The following is a 16,618-nucleotide window of genomic DNA, read 5'->3' as shown; positions in this document are numbered from 1 at the left end:
AGGAACGGGTGAAGGGCTTGGGGCGCATCACGCTGAAGGTGTTGGCCGGAAGTTAGGCCGGAACTCCAGCAGCGACCCTCACCAGGCGGACAACTCCCCGTTCGGCCAGCCCCTGAGCCACCTTGAGGCCCATGCGCCGGGTGTCTGGTTCATTGAGCACCCTTGGCATTCGACGCAGCAGAAGCTCAGGGGTGAATCCCGGCAACGATTGCAACACCTGGATCAACTCCCGCACCGGCTCCAGTTGCATCAGTGGATCGGAGAGCCCGGGAGGTGTTTGGGTAAAGGCGGAGGGTTGCAGTCGTTTGGGGAGGCGTCGACCCAGGCGTTGCATCGTCGACCAACCCAGAGCATCCAGACGATCAACCGTCGCGGTCACCAGTTGATCCCGAAGCAGTCCTGCCTTGGGTGAGAACAGGAAGTCGAGCAGTTGATCGAGCAAGGCCTCCAGATCCAGCTGGGCCTGGCTTGCAGCACTGGAGACCAGATTTTCCAGACGGGTCCAACGGAACGCGTCCCCATCGAACAGCATCTCCTTAAGGCTCTGACGCAACTGGGGATCGGGATCCTCCATCAGCCGCCTGGCGAAGTAGGGGTAGGCAGCACCGAGGATCTTGAAGTTCGGATCAACACTGAGGGCGATGCCTTCCAGGGTGACCAGTGATCGAATGATCAGGGCGTAATAAGGCGGCACCCGGAAGGGGAATTTGTACATCACACCGGACATGTCGTCGGTGACCGCTTTGAAATCCATGCGGTTGACGCCGGCTTCCAAGGCCTGGCTGAACACCTTTTCAAAGGCGGGAACAATCGGTTCAAGGTTCACGTCTTCCGCCAGGAACCCCAGGGTGACGAAGTCTTTGGAGAGCTTCCCGAAGTTCCGGTTCACCAGATGAACCACGGCCTGAATCAAGCCGGTGCGTGACTCGCGACTCACTTCGCTCATCATCCCGAAGTCGAGATAACAGAGGCGACCGTCCTCCAGAGCCAGGAGATTGCCGGGGTGGGGGTCGGCATGGAAGAAGCCATGCTCAAGCAACTGTTGAAGGCTGCAGTTCACGCCCACTTCCACCATGTCGTCCGGGTCCACCCCGAGCTCGCGAACCGCATCAAGGTTGGTGAGCTTGACGCCGTCGATCCACTCCATCGTCAGCACCCGGCGACTGGTGGCGTTGCGATAAATCGTCGGAACAGCGATGCGAGGGTTGTGTTGATGCAGCTCAGCGAAGGTCTCAGCGTTTGAGGCCTCGTTGAGGTAATCCATCTCTTCGAACACCCGTCGCCCCAGTTCATCGATCAGGGCAACGAGGTCGCTGCGGATCAATCCGATGTTGCTGTTCAACCAGGCGGCGATGTTGCGCACGATGTACAGATCCAGGGTGATCTGTTCGCGCAGCCCCGGGCGCTGCACCTTCACCGCCACCCTTGCGCCACCATTGAGGGTTCCCTTGTGCACCTGACCTAACGAAGCGGCTGAGATCGGTTCCCGGTCCAGCTGCTCGAAAATGTCATCCACCGGTGCGCCCAGGTCTTCCTCGATGCAGGCCATGGCCAGGCCGCTGTCGAAGCCGGGCAGTTGGTCCTGCAGTTGGGCCAGTTCTTCCAGCAGCAGCGGGGGGACGATGTCTGGTCGTGTGGAGAGCGCCTGGCCGGCCTTGATGAAGGCGGGACCAAGATCCACGAGAAGTTCAGCGCATTCGCGAGCTCGAGCCCGGGCCCGTTCCTCATCCTTCAGCAACTGGAAGATCCAGTCGAAGGCGACGCCCAGCAGCAACAGGCCGATGGGTACGAGGGTTTGCCAGAGCCGGCGGATCAGCCGCTGGGGATGGCCGGCATAAATACGTGTGATGGCGGCGGGGTCGTACTCAAGCAACCCAGCGGCTTCGATGAAATCCCCGAGCTCCTGCGCCATCAATTCATAGGGATGTCCGACACCCCTTCTAAACGAACCGAGCTGCCGCTACGGTCGGCATCATCACAGGGCTGGACGTGCTCACCGGTCTGCTGCTGCAGAACATCGCTCTGATTGAGAGTCTTGAACTGGAGTTCAGCTCGGGTTTCACAGTGCTCACCGGTGAGACCGGCGCCGGTAAATCGATCCTTCTCGATGCCCTCGATGCGGTGCTGGGTGGAGCGCAGGGTTCCAGCGGCGTTCGTCTGCTGCGGACGGGTTCGGATCGCGCCAGGATCGAGGCTGCGTTTCAACTCAACCCAGCCCTCGAGCAGTGGTTGATTGCGGCGGAGTTTGATCCCGAGGAAGAGCTTCTGATCAGCCGGGAATGGAAACGGCAGGAGGGTGATCGTTATTCCAGTCGCTGTCGGCTGAATGGCAGCATGGTGAACCGTCAGCAGTTGCTTGAGCTGAGGCCGCTGTTGATTGATCTCACGGTTCAGGGACAGACCCAGTTGTTGTCGCGGGCGGGGCAGCAACGGCTCTGGCTTGACCGTCTCGGTGGATCGGCATTGGCTGAGGTCAAAGTTCAGGTGGCTGATGCCTGGACCGAATGGCGCCAGGCCGCAGATGCCCTGACGGCACTTGAGCAGGAGCAGCAGCGCTCCGAACAGGAGCAGGCTGAACAGGAAGAGCAGTTGGAGCAGCTGCAAGCTGCCGATCTCGACGACCCCGACGAGCAGCAGCGGCTGGAACAGGATCAAGACCGCCTCGTCCATGGCGTGAGGCTGCTGGAGGGTTTGGCCTTGCTGTTTGGGCGTCTCCGCGACGGTGTGGATCAGGCGCCTTCCCTGCAGGAACATTTCGCGGCGTGCATCCAGGAGCTGCAGGCCATGGTGCAGCTGGATGGTTCGCTTGAGCCCCTGCGTGATCAGGCGCTGGATCTCGAAGCAGGTGTGGACGGTTTGTTGCGCTCCCTCGATCAATACGGTCTGGCGCTCGAGAGCGATCCAGACCAGCTGGAGCGGATTCAGGACCGTCTGTCGGTTTTAAAACGGCTGCAGCGCCGTTACGGCCTTGACCTGGCCGGTTTGATTCAGCGGCGCGACGAGCTGCTTCATCGTTTGGGATCGGAAGGCTTCGCGGCGGATCTCGTCCGCCTGCAACAGGCCGAAACCGTCCGTCGCCAGACGCGTGATCAGGCCAATGCGGCCCTGCGTCGCGAGCGGTTTAAGGCGGCGGAGGCCTTAGAGGCCTCGTTGCTGAAGCTGTTGCCACCCATGGGCCTGGCCAACGTGCGCTTCAAGGTGGATCTCACCCCCTGTGATCCGGCTGAGCATGGGGCGGACGCTGTTCAATTCCTGTTCTCCGCCAATCCCGGTCAACCGATGGCACCGCTAACCGAGGTGGCCTCCGGCGGTGAGATGTCCCGTTTTCTGCTCGCACTCAAGACCACCCTCGCCGCAGTGGATGGCTCCAGCACGCTTCTTTTCGATGAGATTGATGCCGGGGTCAGTGGACGCGTCAGTGGAGCGATGGCCGATCTGCTTCAGACCCTGGCCCGTCAGCGTCAGGTGTTCTGCGTCACCCACCAACCGCTCGTGGCGGCAGTGGCCGATCACCATTTCCGGGTTAGCAAGCATGTTGAAGACGGCATCACCCATTCGCGAGTGTCCCGACTGCGGGACACTCAGGAACGCCGCCAGGAGCTGGCAGACCTCGCTGGTGGCGATCAGGCCGATGCCTATGCAGCGAGCCTGCTGGACCAGCGAACAGCTTGAAGGCTTCGGTTCTTCCTAAACTCTTGAGCTTTCCAACGGGTCCTGATGGCGCGAGCTGCTGCCAAGAGCACCGGTCAGAAGGCCCCCGTGAACCTTTCGGGCGGAAGTCTTGAAGATGTGATCCGCGTGCGTGGCGCTCGCCAGCACAACCTCAAGAACGTCGACGTCACCATTCCCCGCAACAAACTGGTGGTCTTCACCGGAGTGAGTGGCAGCGGCAAGAGTTCACTTGCTTTCGACACGATCTTTGCCGAGGGACAGCGCCGCTACGTCGAAAGTCTTTCGGCCTATGCCCGCCAGTTTCTGGGGCAGGTGGACAAGCCCGATGTTGATGCCATCGAAGGCCTGTCTCCGGCGATTTCGATTGATCAGAAATCCACCAGCCACAACCCGCGCTCCACGGTGGGCACGGTCACGGAGATTCAGGACTATCTCCGTCTGCTGTTCGGCCGCGCCGGTGAGCCCCATTGCCCGCAATGTGAACGCTCGATCCGGCCCCAGAGCATCGACGAAATGGTCGATCAGATTCTTCTGCTGCCGGAAGGAACCCGTTATCAGCTGTTGGCGCCGGTGGTGCGCGGCAAGAAGGGCACCCACACCAAATTGATCAGCGGTTTGGCAGCAGAAGGTTTCGCCCGGGTGCGCATCGACGGCGAGGTGCGCGAGCTGGCCGACAACATCGAGCTCGACAAGAACCACAGCCACAACATCGAAGTGGTGGTGGATCGTCTTGTGGCCCGCGAGGGGATCCAGGAACGGCTGACCGATTCGCTGCGCACGGCTCTCAAACGCGGCGATGGTCTGGCCTTGGTGGAGGTGGTGCCCAAGAAAGGGGAGGAGCTTCCCGACGGCATTGAGCGGGAGCGTCTCTACTCCGAAAACTTCGCCTGCCCCGTTCACGGCGCTGTGATGGAGGAGCTGTCACCGCGACTGTTTTCGTTCAACAGCCCTTACGGCGCCTGTGAGGACTGCCATGGCATCGGCCATCTGCGCAAGTTCACCTGTGACCGGGTCATTCCGGATCCCAGTCAGCCGGTGTATGCCGCTGTGGCGCCTTGGGCAGAGAAGGACAACAGCTACTACTTCTCACTGCTGTTCTCGGTAGGGGAAGCCTTTGGCTTTGAGATCAAGAGCCCCTGGGATCAACTCAGCGATGAGCAGCGGGATGTGCTGCTCAATGGAAGCCGCGAACCGATTCTGATCCAGGCCGACAGCCGTTACCGCAAGGGCAAAGGCGGATACACCCGACCTTTCGAAGGCATTCTTCCGATTCTCGAGCGGCAGCTCCGTGATGCCAGCGGCGAGTCGCAGCGCCAGAAGCTGGAGAAATATCTGGAGTTGGTGCCCTGTGCCAGCTGTGCCGGTCAGCGGCTTCGTCCCGAAGCCCTGGCGGTGAAGGTGGGGCCGTACCGGATTCCAGAACTCACGGCCGTCAGCGTTGGTCAGACCCTGGAACGGATCGAAAAACTGATGGGTGTGGGCGCCTATGAGGGCTCAGAGCCCTTGCTGAATGCCCGTCAGATCCAGATCGGTGATCTGGTGCTCAGGGAAATCCGCCTGCGTTTGAAATTCCTGCTCGATGTTGGTCTGGACTACCTGAGCCTGGATCGACCGGCGATGACGCTCTCCGGCGGTGAAGCTCAGCGCATCCGCCTGGCGACCCAGATCGGTGCTGGTCTCACCGGGGTGCTGTACGTGCTGGATGAGCCAAGCATCGGTTTGCATCAGCGGGATAACGACCGTCTCCTGAACACCTTGGTGCGGCTCCGGGATCTCGGAAACACCCTGGTGGTGGTGGAACACGATGAAGACACCATCCGTGCTGCCGATCACGTGGTGGACATCGGCCCTGGTGCCGGCGTCCATGGGGGCCACATCGTTGCGGAGGGAAGTTTCGATGACCTTGTGGCCAGTAGCGAATCCCTCACCGGCGCCTACCTGAGTGGCCGTCGCTCGATTCCAACGCCGGCCGAACGCCGCCAGAGCGGTTCGCGCTCACTCAAGTTGATCGATTGCAACCGCAACAACCTCAAGAACGTTTCGGTTGAGTTCCCCTTAGGCCGTTTGGTGTCCGTTACCGGGGTGAGCGGCAGCGGCAAGAGCACCCTGGTGAATGAGCTCCTGCATCCCGCCCTGGAGAACGGCCTGGGTCTGAAGGTGCCTTTTCCGCAGGGTCTGGGGGAGCTGCGTGGGTTGAAATCGATCGACAAGGTGATCGTGATCGACCAGAGCCCGATTGGACGCACGCCCCGCTCCAATCCAGCCACCTACACCGGTGCCTTTGATCCGATCCGTCAGGTGTTCGCCGCCACGGTGGAGGCCAAGGCTCGCGGTTACCAGGTGGGTCAGTTCAGCTTCAACGTGAAGGGTGGCCGCTGTGAGGCTTGCCGTGGTCAGGGCGTGAACGTGATTGAGATGAACTTCCTGCCGGATGTGTACGTCCAGTGCGACGTCTGCAAGGGCGCCCGCTTCAACCGCGAAACCCTGCAGGTGAAATACAAGGGCCACACCATCGCGGATGTGCTGCAAATGACGGTGGAGCAAGCCGCTGAGGTGTTTGATGCGATTCCTCAGGCGGCAGATCGCTTGCGCACCTTGGTGGATGTGGGGCTGGGGTACGTGAAGCTCGGCCAGCCCGCACCAACCCTCTCGGGGGGTGAGGCCCAGCGGGTGAAGCTGGCGACGGAGCTGTCAAGACGGGCCACCGGTAAGACGCTTTATCTGATTGATGAGCCCACGACCGGCCTCAGCTTCTACGACGTGCACAAGCTGATGGATGTGATGCAGCGGTTGGTGGACAAGGGAAACTCGATCATTTGCATCGAGCACAATCTTGACGTGATCCGTTGCAGCGACTGGATTATTGATCTCGGCCCTGAGGGCGGTGACAAGGGTGGCGAGATCCTGGTCACCGGCACTCCAGAAGAGGTCGCCCAGCACCCCACCAGTCACACCGGCCGCTACCTGGCTCGAGTTTTGGAGCAGCATCCACCAGAACTACCCGTTTCCCTGGCGGCTTGATGGCCCGACTTCGCACCCACCTGGCGGCTCTGGCGTTTGGCATGTCACTGGCCCTTGGTGGGGGCAGACCACTTCAGCCTTCGCAGTTTTCGCGGTGAGCCGTCCCCAGCACAGGTTGGGCCGGTCATCCTTGGCTGGATCAACGAGCAGCTCGAGGTGGATGGCGCCGTCAGCCTCTCTGGGGGTGGTTGGGGTGACGAGCGGGGTAGCTTGTTGATGTAAGCGCCCGCCTCTGACGTTGCTGGCTTGTTACAACAAGCCGAGCCTTTGACTGTTGTCCCTAGGGCTCAGATCCATTGCACGACAACACAACTCAGCTTTCTTGCTCGGTTTGATTAGCAGGTCTTCTAAGGTTTTTTTCATTTTTTACCCCTTCTTCCGCCTCTAAAGAAAAAACAACGGCACCGAATCTGCGTCCCGTTGTTGTTTGTGAGTGGAGCGAATGGGGATCCGGTTGTTGCATCTGCACCTTCACGGTCTGTTTCGTTCCCATGAGCTCGAACTGGGGCGGGACGCTGATACCGGTGGCCAGACGTTGTACGTGCTGGAGCTCGTGCGCAGCCTGGCGCAGCGGGCGGAGGTTGAGCAGGTTGATGTGGTCACCCGGCTGATTCAGGACCGTCGGGTCGATCTCGATTACAGCCAACGGGTCGAAGCCATTGCTCCAGGGGCCCGCATCCTGCGCTTCCCCTTCGGTCCGAAGCGGTATCTGCGCAAGGAGTTGCTTTGGCCCCATCTCGAGGAGCTGGCTGATCAGCTGGTGGAACATCTGAGTCAGCCCGGCCAGAGGGTGGATTGGATTCATGCCCATTACGCCGATGCCGGCCTGGTGGGTGCTTTGGTCAGTCAGCGGTTGGGGATTCCGCTTGTTTTTACGGGTCATTCCCTCGGCCGGGAGAAACAGCGTCGTCTCTTGGCTGGTGGCTTGGATCGCTCTCAACTTGAGCAGACCTATGCCATCAGCCGGCGCATTGACGCCGAAGAGCGTGCCCTCGCCCAGGCGGATCTGGTGATCACCAGCACCCGTCAAGAGGCGGATCAGCAGTACTGCCGCTACGGCCACTTTCAGGCGGATCAGGCGGCGGTGGTGCCCCCTGGCGTTGATGCTTCCCGGTTTCATCCCCACGGTTCATCGCAGGAATGCTCCGCGTTGCAAAGCCTGTTGCAGCCTTTCCTCAGGGAGCCGGATCGTCCGCCCCTGCTGGCGATTTCCCGTGCGGTGCGGCGCAAGAACATTCCCGCTCTGGTCGAAGCCTTTGGTCAGTCGCCGGTGCTGCGGCAGCGTCACAACTTGGTGCTTGTGCTGGGCTGTCGGGATGACCCGCGTGAGCTCGAGAAGCAGCAGCGCGATGTGCTCCAGCAGGTGTTCGATCTGGTGGATCGCTTTGATCTCTATGGCCAGGTGGCCTATCCCAAACAACACAGCCGTGCCCAGATTCCTGCCCTTTATCGCTGGGCGGCGCGTCGTGGGGGGTTGTTTGTGAACCCTGCGTTGACCGAACCCTTCGGACTCACCCTTCTGGAGGCCGCGGCCTGTGGTTTGCCGATGGTGGCCACCGACGATGGTGGTCCACGGGACATCCAACACCGTTGCGACAACGGTCTTCTGGCGGACGTCACCGATCCCGGGGCACTTCAGGAGGCCCTGGAATTGGCCGGCAGTGATCGCTCCCGTTGGCGCCGTTGGAGTGACAACGGGGTTGAGGCCATCAGTCGGCACTTCAGCTGGGATGCCCATGTGTGTCAGTACCTCGCCCTGATGCAGCAGAAAGTTCGCGTGTCACCTGTGCGTGGAATGTCGGTGGTGCGGCGGCCCAGCCCCGTCTCCAGGCTGTTGGCGCTGGATCTCGACAGCTGCTTGGAGCTGCCGGAGGAACGCTCCCTGGCGCATCTGCGCGATCGGCTTCAGGCCGCACCCCTCGCTGCGTCGACAGGTTTGGTGATTCTCACGGGGCGGTCGCTGGATCAGGCGCGTCAGCGCTACCAGGAGTTGCATCTTCCCGAACCCAAGGCCTGGATCTGCCGGGCTGGAACCGAGATTCACCACAGCTCGGATCGCGTGGAAGATCCCGTGTGGGCGAAGCGCATCAGCCAAGCCTGGGATCGTGAGGCTGTTCTCTCAGCGATGGGTCAACTCCAGGAACACCTTCAGCTTCAGGATCCGGATCATCAGAGTCCCTTCAAAGTCAGCTACCTGTTGCGTGCTTCCAACCGCGGCCTGATTGGTTTGGCCCGTCAGTGCCTGCGCCGCCATGGTCTGCAGGCGGAACCTCAGCTCCGTTGCCATTGGTTCCTGGATGTTCTTCCCCAGCGCGCGTCCCGCAGTGAGGCCATCCGTTTTCTGGCCCAGTCCTGGCAGCTCCCCCTGCAGCAGGTTCTGGTGGTGGCCAGTCAGCAGGGGGATGGAGAGTTGCTAGATGGTTTGCCCGCCACCGTGGTTCCTGCGGATCACGATCCCTGCCTGTTGGGCCAACGGATCCAGCAGCGGGTGTACGTCTCGAAACGCCCCAGTGTTGGAGCCGTGCTGGATGGCTTAACTCACTACCGGTTTTCAGGCAGCCGTTGATCCTGGAATCACGGTCACACAGGCGGCTGCCCTGTCGGCCTTTGCTTGTGCTTCCTTCCGATCTCCTCCCCTTGCCAGGGCCACACCCATGCGGCGACCGGGGCGGGCTGTGGGCTTGCCGAACAGCAGCACTTGAGTGTCAGCTTCCGTGAGCGCTTGTTCGACTCCTTCAAAAGCCACGGAGTCCATGTTCGTTTGGGCCAGGATCACTCGGCTGGCCGCCGCATCAGCTGCCGTGATGGTGGGGATCGGCAGACTGAGAACAGCGCGCAGGTGCAGTTCGAACTCGCTCAGGTTCTGGCTGATCAGGGTCACCAGGCCAGTGTCGTGCGGCCGGGGCGACAGTTCAGAAAAAATCACCTCATCGCCACAGAGGAAAAATTCCACCCCGAAGAGACCGGCACCGCCCAGGTTGTCGGTGACGGTTTTGGCCATGGCCTGGGCCTGACGCAGTTGTTGGTCGCTGAGTTGAGCGGGCTGCCAGCTGCATTGATAGTCCCCTCCTTCCTGTTCGTGGCCGATCGGCGCACAGAACAGTGTTTCGCCATTGCGCTGACGGATGGTGAGCAGGGTGATCTCCAGATCGAAATGAAGAAATTCCTCCACGATCACCTGGGTTGAGGTGCCCCGTGCACCGGCCATGGCGGCCTCCCAGGCCTTGGGCAGATCGTCTGCACAGGTCACCACGCTCTGGCCTTTGCCGGAGGAACTCATCACCGGTTTCACCACGACGGGCCAGCCCAATGGTTCCGCCACTGCTGTGAGTTCTTCAGCACTGGAGGCATAGGCGAAGCGGGCGGTGCGGAGACCGAGTTCGCCGGCCGCCAGGTCGCGGATGCGGTCTCGGTTCATCGTGACGGCCGTCGCGCGGGCTGTAGGAATCACGGTGATTCCCTCTTGTTCAAGTTCCGCAAGGGCATGCACGGCGAGTGCTTCGATCTCCGGGATCACCACGTTGGGTTGGTGGCGCCTGACCACCTCCAGCAAGGCATCGGCATCGGTCATCGGCAGCACTTCGGCCACGTCAGCCACCTGCATGGCCGGGGCAGCGGCATAGCGATCGCAGGCGATCACCCGGCAGCCAAGCCGTTGGGCAGCAATGGCCACCTCCTTGCCCAGCTCCCCGCTGCCCAGCAGCATCACGGTGCGTGGAAACGACGGCATGGTGATCCTTGAATGGCCTGCCTGCATCATCAATCAACGCAAGTCCTGAGACTTTCCGCAGCCTGGGGTGCAGCGCCTGATCTCCCGCTAGGTCAAGGATGCGTTCTTGATTGAGTCCAGTGCTTCGGGCGACGTTGTTGGCGGTTCTTGCTGGAGCCTGTCTCCAGCTCGAGTCTGTTCAGGCCAGGCCTGCGGATTCGATTTCACCGGTTGCCCCCTGGCTCAGTGATGCGGAGGCACTGGCCTTGCTGCCTGCTGCTGTTCGTTGCTCGGTGGAAGCGAGCCGCTGAGGGCTCAATTCGAATCGGTGCTGCTCTGACGGCGCACTTCGCCGATCAGCCACACGCCCATGAATCCAAGCGACGACACACCGAAATAGATCAGCACCCACCGCAGAACCCGATCAGGATCTGCAGCGGCGCTGGCGAGCAGCTCAGCGGTTTTGGCAAGCAGGTTGTCCATCAGTTCTGAAGATCGGGGATCAGCGTGAGTTGGCGAACCGGTGATGCTTCGCTGACGAAACCCCAGGCTTCAAACACGGTGGGATCGGGATGCGTGATGCGCTGCTCCGTTCCATGGCGCTCCATTTGGAACCCTTCGCTTGACATGCGCCGCATCAAACTGGCCGACTCCTCAAAGCGGGCAGCCATCGCTTCGAGGCTTGAGCAGTCAGCGGTGAGACCGGATTCACGCCAGGTGAAATAGGTCATCCTGCCTTGCCGCCTCAAAACATGACTTTAAGGGATGTGAGCGGTGGAAAGCGTTCGTTTTGGATCTCAAAAATCCTGTGAGTACCGGCTATGCCGTTTAGGCCTCCATTCAAAGAGAAACAGTGATGTTGTCACTCAAAAAGCTTGAAAATGTCGGTCATTCTTTTCTGTATCAGGGCCATTTTTAAGAAGGTATTGACTTTCTGCGCTACGCAACCAAGTTCAATTTCGTTGTCGATCTGAAGCAACTGCATCCTTCAGCTCACTTCAATGATGGTCCTCGGGATTGGATCAAACGATCGGCGCTTAGGGACGCAGCACCAGTCCGAGGAGGACAAGTCCTGCTGTGACCAGCCAGAACGCGGGCACCACGCTTCGTTCATCGGTGCCGCCCAGCTCAAAGTGGTGATGCAGCGGCGCCATGCGGAACACGCGTCGCCCCTGACCATCAGGGCCTTTTGTGGCCTTGAACACCCAAACCTGGATGATCACGGAGAGGGATTCCGCGACGAAGACGCCTCCCATCACCAGCAGGGGCCAGAGGCTGTTGGACAACAGAGCCACACCGCTGAGGGCGGCTCCCATAGCCAGGGATCCCGTGTCGCCCATGAAGGCCCGAGCCGGGTTTCGGTTGTGCACTAGAAACCCAAGCCATGCCCCGGCCATGGTCATGCAGAAGCCAGCCAAGGCGGGATCTCCGTTGTCTCCCCGGAGCATCAGTTGAAGTGCCAGACCGGTAAACACCAGTGCTCCGCAGCCGCTAGCCAAGCCATCCAGGCCATCGGTGAGGTTGGTGGCGTTGCTCTCCGCCAGAACGACAAACAGCCCCAGCGGCCAGATCAGAAGCCCTAAGGGCAGTTCAAGGCCAAAGGGCAGGGCAATGCTGCTGCTGATCCAGCCCTGCCAGGCAGCGATGGCCAGAAAGGCTGCGGCTGCCATGGCTTGCAGCAGCAATTTTCCTCGCGCCGTCAGGCCAGCATTGGTGTGTTTGGTGAGGCTGCTCCAGTCATCGATGCCGCCGATCAGCATGAACGCCAGGGTCTGGGCTGCCAAGCAGAGCAGTTGTTGTGACGCCACGGCGTCCCGTGTGATCAGGCTCCCGAGAATGACCCCGACGGGAACCACCAGAAGGCCCCCCATTGTTGGCGTTCCCGCCTTGCTCTGATGGGCTTTCGGGCCTTCCTCACGGATGAACTGCCCCATCTTCAAGCGCCGCAGAAGGGGAATGCCCAAGGCTGCAGTCGCTGTTGCGCAGACCGCTGAAATCAAGAGCGGCAGGCTCAGTTGCGCATTGGTGATCCACTTGTCGGCTGCAAAGCTGGTCATCAAGACCACCAGCATCAGCAAGCTGGCACTCAATGAGCCGTTCTCCCACCAAGGACGGTGGTTCAAATCCGTGGATTGCAAAGCTGCACTGGACTGATCGCTGGGACCCTAGGTGAGTCGCTCAGTGGCGACCAGTCAGTGCTTGGGGGACGTCAGTCCTCCCACTGCTCCTCGTTTTGCTCGTCATCCTTGTTGTAATCCTCTTTCTCACCCATGAGCGCGGAGAGTTCCTCCTCTTCGACCGTGCTCACCTCAGGTGAACCGGATTCTTCGTCGGCAACGAGACGGCCGCTGGTTTCCAGCCAGGACAGAAGGTCAGGCTCCTCACGCAGGGGCAGCACGGGTGCAGGGTCGCGGCGCCCGTAGCGGGTGAGGGACGGGTTGACGCTGTCCAGGGCGTTTGAATCAACCAGAGCACTCATGCAGGGAGGGACGCGGGCCAATCAACCAAGATAGACCATGTGCTGTTTTTGACCCTCTACTGAACAAATCTGCGCTGCTCGTTCTTCTGTGGGGTCTGGCCCTGATCATCAGCTCTGGTCTGCATTGGTGGGGTTTGCAGCGGCCTGAACCGTTGCAGACCTCCTGGACCCTGGCGCTGCTGCTGGTCTTTGTTCCGGCTGCGGCGTTGGCTGCATGGTTGCTTGCGGCTTCTCCACAGGTGGCGGCCGGCGAGACGAGAGAATCAGACGATTGTGATCAGGAGACCCATTGATGGGCCGCGCCAAGAAGGTGGTACTCGCCTATTCCGGGGGAGTTGATACCAGTGTCTGCATCCCGTACCTCAAGCAGGAATGGGGTGTTGAGGATGTCATCACCTTTGCCGCTGATCTCGGCCAGGGCGATGAGCTGGAGCCGATTCGTCAGAAAGCGCTGGATGCGGGTGCCAGTCAGTCGCTCGTGGGAGATCTGATCGAGCCCTTCATCAAGGATTTCGCTTTTCCGGCGATTCGTGCCAACGCCCTCTACGAAGGCCGTTACCCCCTCTCCACGGCCCTGGCGAGGCCTTTGATCGCGAAGCGCCTGGTGGAGGTGGCCCGGGAAGTGGGTGCCGATGCTGTTGCCCATGGATGCACAGGCAAGGGCAATGATCAGGTGCGTTTCGATGTGGCCATCGCTGCGTTGGCACCGGACCTCAAGGTGCTCACCCCAGCCCGTGAGTGGGGCATGAGCCGTGAGGAGACCATCGCCTACGGCGAACGCTTTGGTCTGCCCGCACCGGTGAGCAAGAAGTCGCCTTACTCGATCGATCTCAATCTGCTGGGCCGCAGCATTGAAGCCGGACCCCTTGAAGACCCGATGGTGGCTCCGCCGGAGGAGGTGTTTGCGATGACGCGATCGGTGGAGGCGGCTCCGGATGCCTCTGAAGAGATCGAGATTGCCTTTGAAGCAGGCAATCCTGTGGCGATCAACGGTCAGCAGCTGGACCCGGTGGCCTTGATCCGTGAAGCCAACCGCCTGGCGGGCACCCATGGCATCGGCCGTCTCGACATGATCGAGAACCGTGTGGTGGGGATCAAATCCCGGGAGATCTACGAAACGCCTGGCCTTTTGCTGTTGATCCAGGCCCACCAGGAACTGGAAAGCCTGACCCTGGCCGCCGATGTGCTGCGCAGCAAGCGGCAATTGGAAATGCAGTGGGCCGATCTCGTCTACCAGGGCCTTTGGTTTGGCCCTCTCAAGGATGCTCTGGACGGCTTCATGGACCGCACCCAGACCACCGTCAATGGTGTCGTTCGTCTCCGGCTGCACAAAGGAACGGCCACGGTCACCGGCCGCGGTTCAGCCGACAGCAGCCTGTACGTCCCCGAAATGGCTTCTTACGGCAGTGAGGATCAGTTCGATCACCGCGCTGCAGAGGGCTTTATCTACGTCTGGGGTCTGCCGACCCGACTCTGGTCAGCATCCCAGCGCCGTTCAAGCTGAGCGCTGCCGCTTCTGCAGGAAGTTGAGAAGCCTCAGGCCCGGAAAACGCACAACGTTATCCGGTTCTGAGCTTCCAGGCAGGGCTGGCTGAGGCCGTTCGATCCGGTCTTGATCAACCTGTTCAGCCAGCAGTTGATAACGCTCCATCAACGGCTCAAGCCGCTGTTGGAAACGTCGTTCAAAGACGTCCGGCAGTTCGGCCAGAAGCTCGTTGTGGGCCTCGATCTCGGAAATTCTCTGTTTCAGCAACCGAATCACTTCAGCGTCGCCATGACGCTCGTTCCAAACAGGTTCGGTTGGTTGAGGGTGGTCGTGTTTCGAATCCATGGGCGGACGGTATCGCCCACCCACGAATCCAACAATGCTGATCAGTCAGCTGATGCAGCGGCTTCGGCCTGTTGCTGTTGAGCAGCTTCGCTGCCCGGCATCACCCGAGGTGCGGGAAGGGGACCTTCCTGCTTCACGGTCAGATAGCGGATTACATCCTCACTGAGGCGCATTGCCTTCTCGAGAACAGCAACGTGCTGGCCATCGCCGTTGTGGCTCAGTTGCACGTAAATGCCTTCCTTGTGCTTCGCAATCGGATAGGCCAGACGGCGCTTGCCACGCATCTGGTTGTCCAGCACGTCGGCACCAGCTTCCACGAGCATGTCGCGGTACTTGGTGAGATGGCTTTCAACTTCTTCCTCCGGAATGTCCGGACGAAGGATGTACATGGTTTCGTAATACGGATCGTGCGTCATGGGCAGCACCGAAGGGGCATCAGGCTCACCGAAGTGAGCGACGGATCTAACACCATATCCCCTGGCGTGCCCCCGAAGCTTCAGTAGAGCTGCATGCGTACGGCTTGGCTGATGCCGGGAAGATCCGGTTCGCGACCGCGCCAGCACTCCACCAGGGCGAACAGAAGGATCGCCAGCACCGCCACCACAACCGTGCTGGACAGGGTGCCCAGCAGCAGGCTGCCTCCGGCAATCGGTTTGAGAAGGATCCCAAACGCGAAGCTCAGCACAACGATGACGATGTCGGTGAGCAGGGCCTGCAGGGTGTTGAAGCGCAGGAAGTAGGGAACGGCTGGATTCCGCACCACCGCCAGAAACAGCACGAAGAACAGCAGCAGGCCACCGAAGGGAACCCCCCGATCCAATTGGATCAGCGGTACTGCAGGAACGATCAGCAGCCTCAGCAACGGGATCTGGTTGAACACACCGTCAGCCCCGAGGCCAAAGGGAATGGCGTCACTCCAGGGGAGCAGGTACACCAGCGGTGCAAGCAGCCGCTGCCAGAGGGGAATCTGCACGGTGGAGCTAGGGATTGTTGGGACCTTAGGTCGCAAGAGCAGTGGTGGCGGCGCTGCGCATCGCCTCGACGGGAACGTTGTCACGTCCACTCCACAGCCGCAGCGAGGCAGCGCCCTGCTGCACCAGCATCTCGAGGCCATCGATGCAGCGGTGGCCCCGTTGTTGCCCAGCGGCGAGCCAGCTGGTGGGCCTTGGTGTGTAGATCAGGTCGTACAGCACCGCTTCTCCGTTCAGGTTTGTCCAGAGTTCGGCCCCCAGTGGCATCGCCTCGGGGTCGCCGTGCTGGGCCATCCCGACCGGGGTGGTGTTCACCACGAGAGCCGCTCGGGCGATGGCGTCGTTGAGCTGACCTGCGTTGTCAAGAAAGGGCGTCAGGGGGGGCTTGTCCTGCTGCAGATCAGTGATGAAGGCTTGCAGTGCCTCGCTTCGCCGTCCCACAACGGTGATGCTGCTGAGGTTCAGGGTCTGCAGACCGGCGACCACGGCTCGAGCTGATCCGCCGCAGCCGATCACCACGGCATGGCGACCTGCCCAGGCGTCGTTGGCACCGAGGGGTGCCAGAAAGCCCTCCACGTCGGTGTTGGTGCCGAACCAGCCACCGCCCGCTCCCGGAATCAGGGTGTTGACGGCACCGAGCCGTTTCGCCAGTGGGCTCAGCCCTTCGCAGAGCTCGGCGATGGCTTGTTTGTGGGGGATGGTGACGTTGAGGCCCTGGCAGCCAACGGCTCTGAGACCCTTCAACACCTGATCAAGGTTTTCGCTTGTGCAGGGCAGGGTCAGGTAGCGCCAGTTGAGCCCCATGCTTTCGATGGCGGCGTTCTGCATCACCGGCGAAAGCGAGTGGCGCACTGGATTGCCAAGCAGGCCCACAAGGCTGGTGTCGCCGTTGATCATTGCCAGGGCCGGATCGCTCCACCAGCCTGCCTGTTCGG

At 61.0% G+C, this 16,618-nt stretch carries 18 protein-coding genes; 7 read left to right on the top strand and 11 right to left on the bottom strand.

The window, feature by feature from the left end; translation table 11 throughout:
* Nucleotides 1–52: 52 nt before the first annotated feature.
* Entirely contained in the window at nucleotides 53–1,912 is a 1,860-nt protein-coding gene (locus tag DXY02_RS07800; RefSeq protein ID WP_114988809.1) for an AarF/ABC1/UbiB kinase family protein, read from the bottom strand.
* Nucleotides 1,913–1,989: 77 nt separating this feature from the next.
* Between DXY02_RS07800 and recN the strand changes: the two genes are divergently transcribed.
* The 3 genes from recN to DXY02_RS12845 are packed head-to-tail and all read left to right on the top strand — an operon-like array spanning nucleotide 1,990 to nucleotide 6,915.
* Nucleotides 1,990–3,672 carry a DNA repair protein RecN gene (gene recN, locus DXY02_RS07795; RefSeq protein ID WP_114988808.1) on the top strand — a complete coding sequence of 561 codons (1,683 nt, stop codon included), beginning with the start codon at nucleotides 1,990–1,992 and terminating at the stop codon, nucleotides 3,670–3,672.
* Between the two features lie 45 nt (nucleotides 3,673–3,717).
* The gene (gene uvrA, locus DXY02_RS07790) at nucleotides 3,718–6,693 is read left to right on the top strand and encodes an excinuclease ABC subunit UvrA (RefSeq protein ID WP_114988807.1); all 2,976 of its coding nucleotides are present in this window, start codon (nucleotides 3,718–3,720) and stop codon (nucleotides 6,691–6,693) included.
* 57 nt (nucleotides 6,694–6,750) lie between these two features.
* Nucleotides 6,751–6,915: a hypothetical protein gene (locus tag DXY02_RS12845; RefSeq protein ID WP_244276199.1), complete on the top strand. Its 165-nt coding sequence runs from the start codon at nucleotides 6,751–6,753 to the stop codon at nucleotides 6,913–6,915.
* A 91-nt stretch (nucleotides 6,916–7,006) separates the two neighbouring features.
* Here the strand turns inward: DXY02_RS12845 and DXY02_RS12840 are convergent, their stop codons facing one another.
* The gene (locus DXY02_RS12840; protein WP_206749634.1) at nucleotides 7,007–7,156 is read right to left on the bottom strand and encodes a hypothetical protein; all 150 of its coding nucleotides are present in this window, start codon (nucleotides 7,154–7,156) and stop codon (nucleotides 7,007–7,009) included.
* Here DXY02_RS12840 and DXY02_RS07780 point away from each other — a divergent pair.
* Nucleotides 7,136–9,259, top strand: a complete 2,124-nt coding sequence (locus DXY02_RS07780; RefSeq protein WP_114988806.1) for an HAD family hydrolase — start codon at nucleotides 7,136–7,138, stop codon at nucleotides 9,257–9,259. The genes DXY02_RS12840 and DXY02_RS07780 overlap by 21 nt on opposite strands.
* Here DXY02_RS07780 and purT read toward each other — a convergent pair.
* The gene (purT, locus tag DXY02_RS07775; RefSeq protein ID WP_114988889.1) at nucleotides 9,245–10,423 is read right to left on the bottom strand and encodes a formate-dependent phosphoribosylglycinamide formyltransferase; all 1,179 of its coding nucleotides are present in this window, start codon (nucleotides 10,421–10,423) and stop codon (nucleotides 9,245–9,247) included. The two genes, DXY02_RS07780 and purT, sit on opposite strands and share 15 nt — an antisense overlap.
* 137 nt (nucleotides 10,424–10,560) lie before the next feature.
* On the opposite strand from purT, the gene DXY02_RS07770 reads away from it, so the two are divergent.
* On the top strand, nucleotides 10,561–10,713 hold the full coding sequence (locus DXY02_RS07770) for a hypothetical protein (protein WP_206749632.1): 153 nt from the start codon (nucleotides 10,561–10,563) through the stop codon (nucleotides 10,711–10,713).
* Nucleotides 10,714–10,717: 4 nt separating this feature from the next.
* Here the strand turns inward: DXY02_RS07770 and DXY02_RS12530 are convergent, their stop codons facing one another.
* The 4 genes from DXY02_RS12530 to DXY02_RS07755 all read right to left on the bottom strand — a co-directional run bounded on the left by DXY02_RS12530 (nucleotide 10,718) and on the right by DXY02_RS07755 (nucleotide 12,881).
* On the bottom strand, nucleotides 10,718–10,885 hold the full coding sequence (locus DXY02_RS12530) for a hypothetical protein (protein WP_170951322.1): 168 nt from the start codon (nucleotides 10,883–10,885) through the stop codon (nucleotides 10,718–10,720).
* Complete coding sequence (locus DXY02_RS07765) at nucleotides 10,885–11,133, bottom strand: hypothetical protein (RefSeq protein WP_114988805.1); 249 nt, start codon at nucleotides 11,131–11,133, stop codon at nucleotides 10,885–10,887. Before DXY02_RS07765 ends, DXY02_RS12530 begins: the two co-directional genes overlap by 1 nt.
* Before the next feature lie 306 nt (nucleotides 11,134–11,439).
* Nucleotides 11,440–12,474: a phospho-N-acetylmuramoyl-pentapeptide-transferase gene (mraY, locus tag DXY02_RS07760; protein WP_244276207.1), complete on the bottom strand. Its 1,035-nt coding sequence runs from the start codon at nucleotides 12,472–12,474 to the stop codon at nucleotides 11,440–11,442.
* Between the two features lie 137 nt (nucleotides 12,475–12,611).
* Complete coding sequence (locus DXY02_RS07755; RefSeq protein ID WP_114988803.1) at nucleotides 12,612–12,881, bottom strand: DUF3134 domain-containing protein; 270 nt, start codon at nucleotides 12,879–12,881, stop codon at nucleotides 12,612–12,614.
* A 152-nt stretch (nucleotides 12,882–13,033) separates the two neighbouring features.
* Between DXY02_RS07755 and DXY02_RS12525 the strand changes: the two genes are divergently transcribed.
* Together DXY02_RS12525 and DXY02_RS07750 are read left to right on the top strand one after the other, a co-directional pair.
* Nucleotides 13,034–13,174: a hypothetical protein gene (locus DXY02_RS12525; protein ID WP_170950881.1), complete on the top strand. Its 141-nt coding sequence runs from the start codon at nucleotides 13,034–13,036 to the stop codon at nucleotides 13,172–13,174.
* Nucleotides 13,174–14,385, top strand: coding sequence for an argininosuccinate synthase (locus DXY02_RS07750; protein ID WP_114988802.1), 1,212 nt, complete (start codon nucleotides 13,174–13,176; stop codon nucleotides 14,383–14,385). The genes DXY02_RS12525 and DXY02_RS07750 overlap by 1 nt, the downstream gene beginning before the upstream one ends.
* Here DXY02_RS07750 and DXY02_RS07745 read toward each other — a convergent pair.
* From DXY02_RS07745 to DXY02_RS07730, 4 genes are all read right to left on the bottom strand, one after another.
* Nucleotides 14,377–14,712 (bottom strand): hypothetical protein, encoded by a 336-nt coding sequence (locus tag DXY02_RS07745; protein ID WP_114988801.1) that lies wholly within the window; start codon nucleotides 14,710–14,712, stop codon nucleotides 14,377–14,379. The two genes, DXY02_RS07750 and DXY02_RS07745, sit on opposite strands and share 9 nt — an antisense overlap.
* Nucleotides 14,713–14,753: 41 nt before the next feature.
* The gene (gene rpsF, locus DXY02_RS07740) at nucleotides 14,754–15,128 is read right to left on the bottom strand and encodes a 30S ribosomal protein S6 (RefSeq protein ID WP_114988800.1); all 375 of its coding nucleotides are present in this window, start codon (nucleotides 15,126–15,128) and stop codon (nucleotides 14,754–14,756) included.
* An 80-nt stretch (nucleotides 15,129–15,208) separates the two neighbouring features.
* Nucleotides 15,209–15,721, bottom strand: a complete 513-nt coding sequence (locus DXY02_RS07735; RefSeq protein WP_256377311.1) for a Tic20 family protein — start codon at nucleotides 15,719–15,721, stop codon at nucleotides 15,209–15,211.
* Nucleotides 15,711–16,580: a shikimate dehydrogenase gene (locus DXY02_RS07730; protein WP_114988888.1), complete on the bottom strand. Its 870-nt coding sequence runs from the start codon at nucleotides 16,578–16,580 to the stop codon at nucleotides 15,711–15,713. Before DXY02_RS07730 ends, DXY02_RS07735 begins: the two co-directional genes overlap by 11 nt.
* Nucleotides 16,581–16,618: the final 38 nt, after the last annotated feature.

Origin of the sequence: Synechococcus sp. N19, from assembly GCF_900474045.1 — a bacterium.
Lineage (GTDB): Bacteria > Cyanobacteriota > Cyanobacteriia > PCC-6307 > Cyanobiaceae > Parasynechococcus.
The sequence above is the reverse complement of the archived record's forward strand: the minus strand, read 5'-3'. Positions and strand labels throughout refer to the sequence as shown.

Excerpts from the sequence above, each read along its gene's own strand:
- DXY02_RS07755 (WP_114988803.1), bottom strand. The coding sequence starts at position 12,881 with ATGAGTGCTCTGGTTGATTCAAACGCCCTGGACAGCGTCAACCCGTCC.
- DXY02_RS12840 (WP_206749634.1), bottom strand. The coding sequence starts at position 7,156 with ATGCAACAACCGGATCCCCATTCGCTCCACTCACAAACAACAACGGGA.
- DXY02_RS12530 (WP_170951322.1), bottom strand. The coding sequence starts at position 10,885 with ATGGACAACCTGCTTGCCAAAACCGCTGAGCTGCTCGCCAGCGCCGCT.
- DXY02_RS07745 (WP_114988801.1), bottom strand. The coding sequence starts at position 14,712 with ATGGATTCGAAACACGACCACCCTCAACCAACCGAACCTGTTTGGAAC.
- uvrA (WP_114988807.1), top strand. The coding sequence starts at position 3,718 with ATGGCGCGAGCTGCTGCCAAGAGCACCGGTCAGAAGGCCCCCGTGAAC.
- rpsF (WP_114988800.1), bottom strand. The coding sequence starts at position 15,128 with ATGACGCACGATCCGTATTACGAAACCATGTACATCCTTCGTCCGGAC.
- DXY02_RS07765 (WP_114988805.1), bottom strand. The coding sequence starts at position 11,133 with ATGACCTATTTCACCTGGCGTGAATCCGGTCTCACCGCTGACTGCTCA.
- DXY02_RS07780 (WP_114988806.1), top strand. The coding sequence starts at position 7,136 with ATGGGGATCCGGTTGTTGCATCTGCACCTTCACGGTCTGTTTCGTTCC.
- DXY02_RS07750 (WP_114988802.1), top strand. The coding sequence starts at position 13,174 with ATGGGCCGCGCCAAGAAGGTGGTACTCGCCTATTCCGGGGGAGTTGAT.
- purT (WP_114988889.1), bottom strand. The coding sequence starts at position 10,423 with ATGCCGTCGTTTCCACGCACCGTGATGCTGCTGGGCAGCGGGGAGCTG.
- DXY02_RS07800 (WP_114988809.1), bottom strand. The coding sequence starts at position 1,912 with ATGGCGCAGGAGCTCGGGGATTTCATCGAAGCCGCTGGGTTGCTTGAG.
- DXY02_RS07730 (WP_114988888.1), bottom strand. The coding sequence starts at position 16,580 with ATGATCAACGGCGACACCAGCCTTGTGGGCCTGCTTGGCAATCCAGTG.
- mraY (WP_244276207.1), bottom strand. The coding sequence starts at position 12,474 with ATGCTGGTGGTCTTGATGACCAGCTTTGCAGCCGACAAGTGGATCACC.